Origin of the sequence: Mesorhizobium sp. Mes31 (genome assembly GCF_024519675.1) — a bacterium.
GTDB lineage: Bacteria > Pseudomonadota > Alphaproteobacteria > Rhizobiales > Rhizobiaceae > Mesorhizobium.
The window spans coordinates 15,871-29,993 of record NZ_JALJRL010000010.1; the positions used below are offsets into that span (position 1 = coordinate 15,871).

Annotated in this window: 13 protein-coding genes; 4 read left to right on the top strand and 9 right to left on the bottom strand. The window is 64.8% G+C overall.

Annotation, left to right across the window (positions count from 1 at the left end):
- Window positions 1–219 precede the first annotated feature (219 nt).
- Complete coding sequence (locus NR193_RS17945) at window positions 220–888, top strand: haloacid dehalogenase type II (protein ID WP_256752118.1); 669 nt, start codon at window positions 220–222, stop codon at window positions 886–888.
- Between the two features lie 16 nt (window positions 889–904).
- The gene (locus NR193_RS17950; protein ID WP_256752119.1) at window positions 905–2,179 is read left to right on the top strand and encodes an FAD-binding oxidoreductase; all 1,275 of its coding nucleotides are present in this window, start codon (window positions 905–907) and stop codon (window positions 2,177–2,179) included.
- 33 nt (window positions 2,180–2,212) lie between these two features.
- Here the strand turns inward: NR193_RS17950 and NR193_RS17955 are convergent, their stop codons facing one another.
- The 6 genes from NR193_RS17955 to argE all read right to left on the bottom strand — a co-directional run bounded on the left by NR193_RS17955 (window position 2,213) and on the right by argE (window position 8,789).
- Window positions 2,213–3,670, bottom strand: a complete 1,458-nt coding sequence (locus tag NR193_RS17955; protein WP_256752120.1) for an NAD-dependent succinate-semialdehyde dehydrogenase — start codon at window positions 3,668–3,670, stop codon at window positions 2,213–2,215.
- A gap of 17 nt (window positions 3,671–3,687) precedes the next feature.
- Window positions 3,688–4,731, bottom strand: a complete 1,044-nt coding sequence (locus tag NR193_RS17960) for a tartrate dehydrogenase (protein ID WP_256752121.1) — start codon at window positions 4,729–4,731, stop codon at window positions 3,688–3,690.
- 10 nt (window positions 4,732–4,741) lie between these two features.
- Entirely contained in the window at window positions 4,742–6,205 is a 1,464-nt protein-coding gene (locus NR193_RS17965; protein WP_256752341.1) for an aldehyde dehydrogenase, read from the bottom strand.
- A 146-nt stretch (window positions 6,206–6,351) separates the two neighbouring features.
- On the bottom strand, window positions 6,352–6,705 hold the full coding sequence (locus NR193_RS17970; RefSeq protein WP_256752122.1) for a cupin domain-containing protein: 354 nt from the start codon (window positions 6,703–6,705) through the stop codon (window positions 6,352–6,354).
- Window positions 6,706–6,728: 23 nt separating this feature from the next.
- Window positions 6,729–7,652 carry a glyoxylate/hydroxypyruvate reductase A gene (locus NR193_RS17975; RefSeq protein WP_256752123.1) on the bottom strand — a complete coding sequence of 308 codons (924 nt, stop codon included), beginning with the start codon at window positions 7,650–7,652 and terminating at the stop codon, window positions 6,729–6,731.
- 12 nt (window positions 7,653–7,664) lie between these two features.
- Window positions 7,665–8,789 (bottom strand): acetylornithine deacetylase, encoded by a 1,125-nt coding sequence (gene argE, locus NR193_RS17980; protein ID WP_256752124.1) that lies wholly within the window; start codon window positions 8,787–8,789, stop codon window positions 7,665–7,667.
- A gap of 246 nt (window positions 8,790–9,035) precedes the next feature.
- Here argE and NR193_RS17985 point away from each other — a divergent pair, with 246 nt between their 5' ends.
- Window positions 9,036–9,938 carry a GNAT family N-acetyltransferase gene (locus tag NR193_RS17985; protein ID WP_256752125.1) on the top strand — a complete coding sequence of 301 codons (903 nt, stop codon included), beginning with the start codon at window positions 9,036–9,038 and terminating at the stop codon, window positions 9,936–9,938.
- Window positions 9,939–10,335: 397 nt separating this feature from the next.
- On the opposite strand, the gene NR193_RS17990 is transcribed toward NR193_RS17985, so the two are convergent.
- The 3 genes from NR193_RS17990 to NR193_RS18000 are packed head-to-tail and all read right to left on the bottom strand — an operon-like array spanning window position 10,336 to window position 12,407.
- Window positions 10,336–10,494, bottom strand: coding sequence for a hypothetical protein (locus NR193_RS17990; protein WP_256752126.1), 159 nt, complete (start codon window positions 10,492–10,494; stop codon window positions 10,336–10,338).
- A gap of 44 nt (window positions 10,495–10,538) precedes the next feature.
- On the bottom strand, window positions 10,539–11,639 hold the full coding sequence (locus tag NR193_RS17995) for an isocitrate/isopropylmalate dehydrogenase family protein (protein ID WP_256752127.1): 1,101 nt from the start codon (window positions 11,637–11,639) through the stop codon (window positions 10,539–10,541).
- Window positions 11,640–11,663: 24 nt separating this feature from the next.
- The gene (locus NR193_RS18000) at window positions 11,664–12,407 is read right to left on the bottom strand and encodes a glucose 1-dehydrogenase (protein ID WP_256752128.1); all 744 of its coding nucleotides are present in this window, start codon (window positions 12,405–12,407) and stop codon (window positions 11,664–11,666) included.
- 142 nt (window positions 12,408–12,549) lie between these two features.
- On the opposite strand from NR193_RS18000, the gene NR193_RS18005 reads away from it, so the two are divergent.
- Window positions 12,550–14,046 (top strand): aldehyde dehydrogenase, encoded by a 1,497-nt coding sequence (locus NR193_RS18005; RefSeq protein ID WP_256752129.1) that lies wholly within the window; start codon window positions 12,550–12,552, stop codon window positions 14,044–14,046.
- Window positions 14,047–14,123: the final 77 nt, after the last annotated feature.

Consider the following 14,123-nt stretch of genomic DNA (forward strand, 5'->3'; position numbering starts at 1 on the left):
GTGCGCCGCATCTTGTGCTGGCACCCTCCACGGCGGACGCGCTTCACGTCGCGCGCGCCGCCGCGTTCGGCACACCTGATGCTACAGCGTGCCAAACCGGATGGTGGATACGGAACTTTCTGCTTTCAGGAGCCCCATTTCGGTCAGGTGGCTCGCTTTCGGCGGGCCTATGATGAAATACATCCAACGCGGATGTGCTTCCACCGGAGATCGACGGACATGGCTTCCTTCAGGCCCAAATACATCACCTTCGACTGCTACGGCACGTTGACTTTTTTCCAGATGGCGGAAGCGGCGCGCGATCTCTATGGCCGCCGGCTCGACGAGCCACGCATGCAGGAGTTCATCAAGAACTTCGCCGCCTATCGGCTGGACGAGATCCTGGGCGACTGGAAGCCCTATGCCGACGTGATCTACAATGCGCTCGAGCGCGCCTGCAAGCGCAACGGCGTCGTCTTCAGCGCCGACGACGCCAGCATGGTCTATGAGCGCGTACCAACCTGGGGCCCTCATGCCGACGTTCCGGCGGGCCTCGCCAAGGTCGCCAAGGAAATCCCGCTGGTGATCCTCTCCAACGCCATGAACGCGCAGATCATGTCCAATGTCGAGAAGCTCGGCGCGCCTTTCCATGCGGTCTACACGGCAGAGCAGGCGCAGGCTTACAAGCCTCGCTTCAAGGCCTTCGAATACATGCTCGACATGCTGGGCTGCGGCCCGGAAGACATCCTTCACTGCTCGTCGTCGTTCCGCTACGACCTGATGTCGGCCCACGATCTCGGCATCAAGAACAAGGTCTGGGTCAACCGCGGCCACGAGCCGGCCAACCCGTATTATGGCTATGTCGAGATATCAGCCATTTCGGGCCTTCCGGGCGTGGTCGGTCTCTGAAACAGGCGGATTGCCGATGAAGTTCGTCTCCTACTGGCACGATACAGCTCCCGTCTTTTCCGACGGGGCGCAAGGCCCGGTCGAGGGGCATTACGATGCGGCCATCATTGGTGGCGGCTTCACCGGTCTCGCCGCGGCGCGCCAACTGGCGAAGGCCGGCGCGAAAGTGGTGGTGCTGGAAGCGGAGCGGGTGGGCTGGGGCGCATCGGGCCGCAATGGCGGCCACCTGAACAACGGCCTCGCCCACAGCTATCTTTCGGCCAAGGCGGAACTCGGCAAGGACCGCGCAATTGCGCTCTACCGGGCGCTGGACGACTCCGTCGACACCATCGAGGCGCTGGTCGCGGAGGAAGGCATCGACTGCAACTTCCGCCGCGCCGGCAAGCTGAAGCTCGCCTCCAAGCCGCAGCATTTTGAATCAATCGCCCGCAATTTCGAAGCCCTTCACGCCGAAGTGGATCCGGATACGGCGCTGCTCTCGGCGGCTGATCTCAAGTCCGAGATAGGCTCATCCTTCCACGGCGCGATGCTGTCGAAGAAGAGCGCCATGATGCATATGGGCCGCTATGTGGCGGGCCTGGCCACGGCCGCCGCCCGCCACGGCGCCGTGATCCACGAGAACGCGGCGGTGACCGACAGCAATCAGGTCGGAGGCAGGCATGAGCTGACCACCTCGCGCGGCCGGATCAGCGCCGACAATGTGCTGGTGGCGACCGGCGCCTACACCACGCCTGACTTCGGCTACTTCCGCCGCCGGATCATCTCCGTCGGCAGCTTCATCATCGCCACGCGGCCGTTGAGCGATGCCGAGATCGCCGCGACCATGCCCGGCAACCGGACATGCGTGACCTCGATGAACATCGGCAATTACTTTCGGCTTTCGCCCGACAGGCGCCTGATCTTCGGCGGCCGCGCACGCTTTTCGGCGACATCGGACCAGCGCTCCGATGCCCGGAGCGGACAGATCTTGCAGGCAGGCCTCGCGGCGATCTTCCCGCAACTCGCCAAGGTCGAGATCGATTATTGCTGGGGAGGGCTGGTCGACATGACCAAGGACCGCTTCCCGCGAGCCGGCTATCATGATGGGGTCTGGTACGCGATGGGCTATTCCGGCCACGGTGCGCAACTTTCCACCCATCTCGGCATGATCATGGCCGATGCCATGCTCGGCCGCGAGGACCGCAATCCGCTGAAGGGGCTCGAGTGGCCTGCCATTCCCGGCTATTCCGGCAAGCCGTGGTTCCTGCCAATGGTCGGCCTCTACTACAAGGTGCTCGATCGGATTCAGTGATCGTCGATCCGGCGTGGCTTCGGCAAAACCGCCTCAGCCCAGCCCGCCGATATGGAAACTCTTCATCTCGAGATATTCCTCGATGCCGGCCTGCGCTCCCTCTCGGCCGAGGCCGGACAGCTTGACGCCGCCGAAGGGGGCGACCTCGATCGAGACCGAGCCGGTGTTGAGACCCACCATGCCGAACTCCAGCGCCTCGCCGACGCGCCAGGCGCGTTTCAGGTTTTCGGTGTAGAAGTAGGAAGCAAGCCCGTAGGGCGTGCCGTTGGCAAGGGCGATCGCTTCCTCTTCCGTCTCGAAGCGGAAAAGCGGTGCGACCGGGCCGAACGTCTCCTCACCGGCAAGTTGCATGTCCTTTGTGGCGCCGGTCAACACCAGCGGCGCGACATACTGAGGGCCCTCCGGCAGCGTCGAGTTCTCGGTGATGATCGCGGCACCCTTGGCGAGCGCGTCCTCGACGTGGCGGTTGATCTTCTCGACCGCCGCCATGTTGATCATCGGCCCGATGGCGACGCCGGGCTGGGTGCCGGGCCCGACCTTCATGGCGTTGACGCGGGCGGTGAGCTTGGCGGCGAAGGTTTCGTAGACACCGGCCTGGACGAGGATGCGATTGGCGCAGACGCAGGTCTGGCCGCCATTGCGGAATTTCGAGACGAGCGCGCCCTCGACGGCAAGATCGAGATCGGCGTCGTCGAAGACGATGAAGGGGGCGTTGCCGCCGAGTTCGAGGCTCAGCCGCTTCACGCTGTCGGCCGCCCCGCGCATCAGCAGCGAACCGACCCGCGTCGAGCCGGTGAAGGAGATCTTGCGAACGGTCTCGTTCGCCATGATCTCGTTGCCGATCCCTGTGGGCATGCCTGTGACGATGTTGACAACGCCGGCGGGAATGCCCGCCCGTTCGGCGAGCACGCCGAGCGCCAGCGCCGAATAGGGCGTGAACTCGGATGGCTTGATCACCACCGTGCACCCGGCCGCCAACGCCGGCGCGACCTTGCGAGTGATCATCGCGGTGGGGAAGTTCCATGGCGTGATGATGCCGCACACCCCGACCGGCTCCTTCAAGACGATGATGCGGCGGTCGGGCGTCGGCGAGGGGATGGTGTGGCCATTGATGCGGCGAGCCTCCTCCGCGAACCATTTGACGAAGGACGCGCCGTAGCGGATCTCGCCCTTGGCCTCGTCCAGCGGCTTGCCCTGTTCAGTCGTCAGGATCAGCGCGAGATCGTCCAGATGCGCAAGCATCAGGCCATGCCAGGCTTCCAGGAGGCTAGCGCGTTCGGCATTGGTCTTCTTCTTCCAGTCGCCGTAGGCGGAAGCCGCAGCCTCTATGGCCGCGCGGGTCTCCGGGCCGGCCATATCGGGGACTGTGCCGATCGCTCCCTGTGTCGCCGGATCGATGACATCCACCGTCCTCCCGGAGCCGGCAGCGACCCATTCGCCGCCGATCAGCCCGGCTTCGCGGAAGAGGCTTTTGTCTCTGAGGTTTTTCATCGAAAACGACCTTGCAATCAGGTGAGGGCCGCGACGATGGCGGCCGTGATGGCTTCCGTGCTGTCCTTGCCGGGAATGGTGCCTATGCCACTGGCGGTTGTGGCCTCGACCGCCTTCATGACCTGCTCGGCCGCAGCCTTTTCACGGAGATGATCGAGCATCATGGCGCCGGACCAGATGGCGGCAATCGGATTGGCGATGCCGAGATGGGCGATGTCGGGGGCGGAGCCGTGCACCGGCTCGAACATGGACGGCGCCGAGCGGTCGGGGTTGATGTTGGCGGAGGCGGCGTAGCCGAGCCCACCCTGGATCGCCGCGCCGATGTCGGTCAGGATGTCGCCGAAGAGGTTGGAGGCGACGACCACGTCGAGGCTCTCGGGCGCCATGATCATGCGGGCGGCGAGCGCATCGACATGATAGCTGGTGACTTCGACGTCCGGATAGTCTGCGGCCAGCTTTCGCGTGATCTCGTCCCAGAAGACCATCGAGTATTTCTGCGCATTGGACTTCGTGACGGAGGCCAGCTTGCCCCGACGAGACCGCGCCTGCTCGAAGCCGAAGCGCAGGATGCGCTCGACGCCGGCGCGGGTGAAGATCGAGGTCTCCACCGCGACCTCGTCCAATGTGCCTTGATGCACGCGCCCGCCGGCGCCCGAATATTCGCCTTCGGTATTCTCGCGGATGCACAATATGTCGAAGCGCTCGGCCCGCAGCGGGCCCGTCACCCCCGGCAGCAGGCGGTGCGGCCGGATGTTGGCATATTGCACGAATGCCTTGCGGATTGGCAGCAGGAGACCGTGCAGCGAAACGGAATCCGCCACCTCCGCCGGCCAGCCGACGGCGCCGAGAAGGATGGCGTCGAAGCCGCGCAAGGTCTCGATGCCGTCCTCGGGCATCATGTGGCCAGTGTCCTTGAAGAAGCGGCAGGACCAGGGGAACTCGGTTCCCACCAGCGCAAAGCCGAAGTTTCCGGCCGCCGTTTCCAGCACCGTCCAGGCGGCGGCGGTCACATCGCGTCCGATGCCATCACCGGGGATCAGGGCGATCGAGTAGGACTTCATCGGCATCCCTTCAAAGGCTGATCAGGACGCTCTTGGTCCTGCGGTTGGCGAGATAGGCCTCGCGGCCGAGGTCCTTGCCGATGCCGGAGCGCTTGTAGCCGCCGGTCGGCAGGATATGGTCGCGCGAGCGGCTGTAGCGGTTGACCCAGACGGTGCCCGCTTCGAGCTTGCGCGCGAAGCGGATCGTGCGGGACAAGTCGGAGGTGAACAGGCCGGAAGCCAGTCCATAGGTCGGATGGCTGGACAGCGTCAGCGCCTCTTCCTCGGTCTCGAAGGTCTGGACGGTCAGGACCGGGCCGAAGATTTCCTCGACGATCGCCGGATTCGCCTGATCGACATTGGCAATCAGCGTCGGCTGGTAGAAATAGCCGGGGCTGTCCATGGCGCCGCCGCCGGTCAGGCATTCGCCGCCGGCCTCGACCGCGGCTCGCACGATGCCGTCGATACGCGCCCGCTGCCGTTCCGAGATAACAGGTGAATAATGCGTCGCCTCGTCCCAGGTCGGGCCGGGGCGTACCGCCTTCATCCGCTCCAGGATAGCGGCCGTCACCCGGTCGGCGACCCTCTTCTCGACGATCAGGCGCGTGCCGGCCACACAGGCCTGGCCGGCATTGAAGGTGACGCTGCCGGCGATCGCCATTGCTGCCTTTTCGAGATCGGCATCGGCAAAGACGATCTGCGGGCTCTTGCCGCCGAGTTCCAGCGTCATCGGCTTGACGCCGGTGCAGGCGACGTTCTCCATGATGGCCGAGCCGGCGCGGGTCGAGCCCGTAAAGCTGATCTTGGCGATCTCAGGATGGCCTGTCAGCGCCGTGCCGGTCGTCGGACCGTCGCCGAGCACCACGTTTATGAGCCCTGCCGGCAGACCCGCCCTGACGGCGAGTTGCGCCATGCAGACCGCCGAGAAGGGCGTCATTTCCGAGGGCTTCAGCACGACCGCATTGCCCGCGGCCAGCGCCGGGCCGAGCTTCCATCCGGCCATGGAGACAGGGAAGTTCCAAGGCGTGATTGCGCCGACCACGCCATAGGGCTCGCTGATGATCATGCCGAGACTGACGTCGTCGGTCGGCACCAGCTCACTGCCTTCCTTGTCGGCGAACTCGGCAAAGAAGCGGATCTGCTCGGCGGTTATGGCGATGTCGCCGGCGATGAGCTGGCCTACGGGCCGCGTCGAGCACAGCGCCTCGATCCTGGCCAGCGTTTCGGCTTCCGCCTCGATCAGGCCGGCCCAGGCCTGGAGCGCCCTGGTGCGCTCGCGCGGCCGGACGCCGCCCCAGTTGCTGATCTTCAGCGCCGCCTTGGCGCTTTCCACTGCGCGGCCGACCACATCGACGCCGGCCACGGGGCAGGTGGTGTATGCTCTGCCATCCGACGGGCGGCGCATCTCGATCTCACCCTCGGCCGCGACCAGTTCGCCGCCGATGAAGTGGCCGATGGGAAGGGAGACGGTATCCGGGTCGAAGCTCAGGCCCATTGCACCCACTCTGGAATATTCCGCAGGAGCCTAGCGCGGGCAGCAGCGCAGCATGCACCGTTCGACGATCGGTCGCGGACGATTGTTGTGTGCCGGCGATGACAGACGGCAAAATCTGTTGCGGAGGCCGGCGCCTCGCGCTCCCGTTACCCTACGGTCACGTAGATCTTGCGTACCGTTTCGATGGTCTTCCAGACACCGGTGAAGCCAGGCTTCATCACGAAGCTGTCGCCGGCGCGGTAGGTCACCGCCTCGCCGCCATCGGGCGTGATTTCAATCACGCCGGTGAGGATATGGCAGAATTCGAAAGTCTCGCCCTTGATCGAGCGCGTCTCGCCGGGCGTGGCCTCCCAGACGCCGGTGTGGACGAGATCGTCCTTGGCGGCGTCCTGCGCCCAGGTCTTGAAGGCGGGGTTGCCGGCAATCAGCCGTTCGGGCTGCGCCTTGGATTCGCGCGGCGGGAAGGCTGGATTGGTATCGACGCTTTTGAGCAGGGACAAAGGATGGCCTTTCGGGTTGGACTTCAATAGCCGCGCGACCGGTCGATGAGCCCGATGGGATCGAGACCCGCGCGGTGGCGCCTGATGTTGTCGATGACGGCGCGTGCAGCGGTCGCAGGTTGGGTAACGCTGGCGACATGCGGCGTCAGGATGATCTTCGGATGCGACCAAAACGGATGGCCCGCGGGCAGCGGTTCAGGATCGGTCACGTCGATCATCGCCGCTGAAAGGTGACCGCTGTCGAGCGCGGCGACAAGCGCTTCGTGGTCGAGTTGCGGCCCCCGGCCCGTGTGGACGAGCGCCGCGCCCTCAGGCAGTTTCGCAAACAGGTCGGCATCGAGGAAACCGCGCGTCTCCTCGGTCAGCGGCAGCAGGCAAATCAAAATGTCGCTGACCGCGATCATCTCCTCCAGCCCGAGCTTGCCATGATGGCAGGTCACGCCTTCGATCCGCCGCGGCGAGCGGCTCCATCCGGCGAGCGGAAAGCCGAAGGGCTTCAGCCGGTCGAGGACGGCCTGGCCGAGTTGTCCGAGGCCGAGCACGCCGAGCCGTCGCGCCCCGGCCTGGAGTTGCGCGATGTCGTGCCATTCGCCGGCGCGTTGCTGTGCCAGATAGGCAGGCAGGTTGCGGTGGAGCGCGAGCACGGCCAGCGTCACGTATTCCTGCATCATGCGCACGATGCCTTCCTCGATCATGCGCACGATCTTCACCTTCGCAGGCACCGAATCGAGGCGAAGCTGGTCGACGCCGGCGCCGATGGAAAACAGGATTTCCAGGTTCCTGTAGCGGGCGAGGTTATCCGGAACGGTCCAGCTGATCAGATAACGCACGGCGTCGGGATCGACCGTTGCGGCATCCATCGTGAAGGGGACGTCCGGCAGTTCTCTCGCAAAGGCATCGGCGAAGACCGCGCCGCGGCGGGCATCGGAATTGAACAGGAATGTCATCCCGGTTCTCCTTCAAGCCGCGCAACGTGCGCCCAGCGCTTCGATCATCCGCTGGCAAGCGGTGAGTTCGCTGGCAAGAATATATTCGTCCGGCTTGTGGGCACGACCGATGTCGCCGGGGCCGCAGATGATCGCATCGAGCCCGGCGGCCTGGTAAAGTCCGGCCTCCGTACCGAAGCTGACGGCGGCTAGCGGCACCTCGCCTGTCAATTCGCGCAGCAGTCCCGCCAGTGCCGCGTCTTGCGGCAGCGACAGCGCCGGATAGGCGCTCATCGGTGTCCACTCGATCTGAAACCCTTCGGCCGCAAGGGCCTCTGCCCGCTCCTTTACCGGTGCGAGCAGGCTCGCCGGGTCGACACCGGGTATGGCGCGAGCCTCCAGGTCCAGCGTGCAACTGTCGGGGATGATGTTGACCGACTGTCCACCCATGATCACGCCCGCCTGCAGCGAGGAGTAGGGCGGCTCGAAGGCAGGATTGAGCGGACCGCGCGTCAGCCGCTCGGCTTCGCTCACCGCCGCGCTCAGCGCACCGGCCATGGCGTGGATTGCGTTGAGCCCGAGATCGGGCCGCGAGGAATGGCCGGAGCGCCCTTTGATGGTCACGCGGGCGGCCGCCTTGCCCTTGTGGCCGCGCACGGCGCGCATGCCGCTCGGCTCGCCGACGATGACGCCGAGCGGTTTCGCGCAAAGTTTGGCAAGGCGGGCGATCAGATGCGGCACGCCGCGGCATCCCACTTCCTCATCGTAGGAGAAGGCGAGATGGATCGGTCTGGCGAGGGGCAGTCCCGCCAGCGTGGGCACAGCCGCAAGCACTGCGGCCAGAAACCCCTTCATGTCCGTGGTGCCACGTCCGTAGAGCCGTTCTTCCTCCCGGCGCAGCGTGAAAGGGGCCGAACTCCATTGCGGTTCGCCGGCGGGGACGACGTCCATGTGACCGGACAGGATGTAGCCCGGGATGTCGGCGGGGCCGATCGTCGCGAAAAGATTGGAACGGTCGCCTTCTGGCCCTGGAAGCATGGTGACCTGAGTTCCGTGTTCCGCGAGATAGGCTGCGATCCAGCCGGCGATATCAGCGTTCGCCCTGCCGGCGACCGATGGAAAGGCGACGAGACGGTCGAGGATGTCGAAGACGTCCATTCCAGCCCTCAAAACATTTCGGGTTCGCCGGGATCGGTGCCGTCGACCATATGCTGCTAGATTTCCAGAGAGAGTGTGTGCATTCTTTCGCGATTGCATGCCGAAAGCGGAAATGTTTCAGTTGAATCTTGCGTTGCTGCACGGCTTTCGAGCTAATCGTACCGGGCTGCTTGTTTAGCGTTGGTGGGACAGTGGGCGGTCGCCGGTAGGGTAGGTCGCCCTCCCTCGTGGTAATCTTTCAGGGGCATGGACTTGAAGCCTTCCGAAAGCTTGAAAATCGATACCTTCTCGATGCGCATCGGCGACATAGAAGGCGTCGATCTGGACCGGTTGCACGCACTCTCGCTCTCCGTGGGATGGCCGCATCGCGCGGTGGACTGGCAATTCCTGCGTGAATCGGGAGAGGGGTTCGTGGCGCTCGACGAGATCGGCCGGGTTCTCGGTTCGGCCATGTGGTTCGCGCATGGTGCCGATTTCGCCACGGTGGGGATGGTCATCACCTCGCCGCGACTGCAGACGCTGGGGGCGGGGCAATGGCTGACGAAGCGGGTTTTCGAGAAGGTCGCCGGGCGCGATCTGCGCCTTAATGCAACGCGCGCGGCAAGGCGGCTCTATCTCTCGCTCGACTTCCAGCCGGAGAAGACCGTCTATCAATGCCAGGGCATCGCCAGCTTGCAGACGACGGGTAGGCCGGCAAATACGCGAGGCGATGTCCGGATCTTGGACGCAAGGGATATTCCGGCGACGATCGCGCTCGACGCGGTGGGATTTGGTGTGAGGCGGGCGGCGCTCATCGAAAGGCTTTTCGCGAACTCGACCGGCTATGGGCTTTTCAAGGGGGATTCGCTGACCGCTTTCGCGCTCTGCCGGCCGTTCGGGCGGGGCCATGTCGTGGGGCCGGTCGTGGCGCAAAGCGACGCCGACGCCATGGCGGTGGTGCGGCCGCACGTGGCCGACCATTCGGGCTCTTTCCTGCGGGTCGACACCCATATGGACCATGGCGAGTTCGCCGCCTTTCTGTCGCACAGCGGAATGCCTATTTTCGACACGGTGCTCACCATGTCGATGGGCAAACGCCTTTCCGATTTTGCCGTCGGCGCCGCAGTTGCACCGGTGACCTACGCACTCGCCAGTCAAACTCTCGGGTAGTTAATTCCGGGACGCGGGCCGTCGCGGTTGGCCTCGCCCCGCCGGCACTCTTGCGGCGCTAACTGGGAAAACCGACATCGAGGTAAGTACGGTTTTTGCAGCTATGTCGGATCGAACGCAGGAGGCTAGACTAGAAGTCTCACCGCCTTCCAAATCGCTTGAGGCGGGCGCGGATCAATGTGGGTCATGGACGTAGCTAAGTTTCGACGGTGCAGCGTTACGGAACGATACGGAATGATTTCCGATTTTAGCCCACGAAAAAGCTAATGATATCAATGTTGTGAGGATGCCCTCCGGGCCCACCATTATCTGCTTGTTGCCAGACAAGTCTGGGCTGTCGCCAATATTTCTTGGACTCAAATAGACGCGTTTCGCGTGGGGTTGCAAATTTTCGCTGTCACCTGCTCTTCAGCGTCGCCGGGGCGGACGCTAGCGCAATGAGGGGGAGTTCCTGTCCTGCCCTGCCATCGACGAATTCGAAGACCGATTTCGGCGGGCGGCGGTGGGTAAGGTTGCGGAAATCCTCTGCCGAGACCTTGCGATGGAGCGCTGTCACCTCACGCCTCTCCCGCCGTCATCGCCGGCCTGGTCATGACGGCTTCATCCCGGGACCGTCGCGAGCCCGTTACAGACGGCATGGGTTATCTTATGGGTCGACGCGCTGCCTTTCAGGTCGGCGCTGAGAAAGCCGCCAGCCAGGCAGTCTTTCGTCACACGGCGGATGCGATCGGCGGCCCGACTGAGCTTCTCGTCGCCATGCTTGTGGCCAAGCCAATCCAGCATCAATGCCGCCGACAGGATCGTCCCATAGGGATTGGCAATACCCTTGCCGGCAATGTCGGGGGCGGAACCGTGCGCGGCCTGGAAGAAGCCGTTCGTCTCGCCGATCTCGGCGGAGGGCGCCATCCCCATTCCGCCGACCGTCGCGGCGGCCAGGTCAGACAGGATGTCGCCGAACATGTTCTCGCTGACGATGACGTTGAAATGGCCGGGCTTCAGCACGAGATGCATCGCCATGGCGTCGACCAGCGCGTGCTCGGTCGCGATGTCGGGATAGCCCTTCGCCACCTCGTCGAAGACGGAGCGGAAGAAGGCATAGCTGCGCAGCACGTTGGCCTTGTCGCAGCAGGTGACGCGGCGCACACCGTCGAGAGGGGCGCCACTGGACTTGCGCGCCAGTTCGAAGGCCTTGCGCACGATGCGCTCGATGCCGGGGCGCGTCTGCACCAGCGTGTCCACAGCGACCTCGCCGCGCAACAGCGCACCCGAGCCGCGCGCGGCGTAAAGCCCTTCGCTGTTCTCACGCAGGATGATGTAGTCGATGTCGCCTGCCTTCACCCCGCTCAACGGGCTCGGCACGCCTTCGAAGAGCCGGATGGGGCGGATGTTGGCGTAGAGGTCGAGTTCGAAGCGAAGCCTGAGCGTGAAATCCAGCCCTGCTTCGGTGCCGTCCGGGTGGACCACGCCGGGCAGGCCGCCCGCGCCATGCAGGATCGCATCCGCCGCCCGGCAGGCCTGGAAAGTCGGCTCCGGAAAACTCTGGCCGGTCTTCAGGAAGTGCTCCGCACCGGCCGGATACTCGCTGAACCGCAGCGGGTTGACGGGGCCGAATGCGGCCTTCACCACCTCGACCGCGGCGGCGCAGACTTCCGGGCCGATGCCGTCGCCATGCACCACCGCGATTTCATAGATATCCTTCATAGCCGGCCCCTCGGAAACAGACGCTCAGATGCACTTGCCGCCATCGACGTTGAGGTCGACGCCGGTGATCATGCTGGCCTCGTCGGAGCACAGGAAGGCGGCGGCATTGCCCATATCCGCCGGCGTCGACAGCCGACCGATCGGAATGGTGGCGACGACGCGGGCGCGGTTCTCCTCACCGGAGCCGATGAAGGTGGATAGCAGCGGCGTGTCGCCGGCGACCGGATTGATTGCGTTGACGCGGATGCCGAAGGGCGCGAGCTCCACCGCCATCGCGCGGGTGGCGGCGATCGCCCAGCCCTTGGAGGCGTTGTACCAGGTGAGGTTCGGGCGCGGTGAGACGCCGCCGGTGGAGGCGACATTGAGGATGGCGCCCGATCTGATGGATTTGAAATGCGGAACGACCGCGCGGGCGCCGTTATAGATTGAGCGCATGTTGACGTTGGCGATGCGGTCGAACAGGCCTTCGTCCATCGTCTCCAGCGGCAAGGGCGGCTGGGCGACGCCGGCATTGTTGACCAGTATGTCGAGGCCGCCAAAGGCCGAGCGGGCGAAATCGGCGGCCGCTACGAAGCTCTCCGGTGTCGAAACGTCGCCGACGATCGGCCGCACATTCTGACCGACCTCGCTGGCGACCCGCGAAGCAGCCCCTTCGTCGCGGTCCATCAGCACGACCAGCGCGCCCTCGGTGACGAATTTCCTGACGATGCCTTCGCCAAAACCCGAACCGCCACCGGTGACGATGGCGACCTTGCCAGCAAGTCTCATATCTGTTCCTCCGTTGCCGGCACCATCGGGGAAGTCGCTCGCATTGCACAGTCCGATTATCTGAACGCCCTTTTAGCTTTCCTTGTTTGAGGTCGTCGGCGGCGGGAGTAATAGTCGCCACGGAATTCGTGAGGAGGAAGAGATGACAGTGAATTTCGACCCGAGGGCGAAGGCCACGACGCTCTACCACGGCGAATTCCGGCCGATGTTCATCGGCGGCAAATGGGTTCCGGCCCAGTCCGGGCAGGAGATGCAAGCGCTCAACCCGGCGACAGGTGAGGTGCTGGCGACAGTGCCGCGCGGGGGAGCCGCGGATGTCGATGCGGCGGTGGCAGCGGCGCGCGCGGCCTTCGAAGGCCCATGGTCCAGATTCTCGCCCTATGAGCGGCAGTGCGTGCTGCTGCGCATCGCCGATCTGTTCGAGACGCATTGGGAGGAGCTCAGCGTCTCGGACACGCTCGACATGGGCCTGCCCATCACGCGCACGCTGGCCAACCGGCGCCGTGTCATCGGCATGCTGCGCTTCTATGCCGGCATGGCGACGGCGCTGCACGGCGAGGCGATCGACAATTCCATTCCCGGCGAGATCGTCAGCTTCACAAGGCGCGAGCCGGTGGGGGTCGTCGGCGCGATCATTCCCTGGAATGCGCCGACCGCCGCCTCGATCTGGAAGATCGCGCCGGCGCTCGCCACGGGCTGCACCATCGTGCTGAAACCTTCCGAGGAGGCATCGCTGACGCCGCTGCTGATCGCGCGGCTGATGCAGGAGGCCGGCGTGCCCGACGGCGTGGTCAACATCGTTACCGGAACCGGGGCCGAGGCCGGCGCGCGGCTGGCCGAACATCCCGACGTCAACAAGATCGTCTTCACCGGCTCGACGCTGACCGGGCAGGCCATCGCACGGGCGGGTGTCGCCAATCTCAAGCGCGTTTCACTCGAGCTTGGCGGCAAGTCGCCGATCATCGTCTGCCGCGACGCCGACATCGACAAGGCCGTTCCGGTCGCGGCGATGGCGGTGTTCGTGCATTCGGGCCAGATCTGCATTGCCGGCTCGCGGCTGTTCGTGGCGCGCGAAATCCATGACGAGTTCGTGCGCCGGGTCGCCGCGTTCGCCGGCAAGCTGCGCATCGGCCATGGCATCGAGGCGGAGACGGAGATCGGGCCGCTGATCAATGCCAGGCAGGCCGGTAAGGTCGAGGACTATATCAAGGCCGGTAACGATGAGGGCGCGGAGCTGGTTGCCGGCGGATCGCGGCTGACGGGCGAACTCTATGACAGCGGCAACTTCATCGCGCCGACTGTCTTTGGCGAGGTGTCGGACCAGATGACCATCGCGCGGGAGGAAATCTTCGGACCGGTCATTTCCGCCATGCCCTTCGATACGCTCGATGAAGCGGTGGCGCGCGCCAATGCGACGCCCTATGGTCTGGCGGCCGGCATCTTCACCACCCATCTCGGCACCGCGCACAAGCTCGCGCGCCGCGTCAAGGCCGGCTCGGTCTGGGTCAACATGTACCATGCCATCGATCCCGCCGTGCCGTTCGGCGGTATGAAGATGTCCGGATACGGCCGCGAGGGCGGCATCGAACACCTGCATGAGTATCTGGAGACCAAGTCGGTCTGGATCCAGACCGACTAGGCTGTGTCCACCACTTCGTCATCCTAGGGTCTGCGCCGCGTCGCTTCGCTCCTTGCTTCGCCCTAGGATGACGAAGC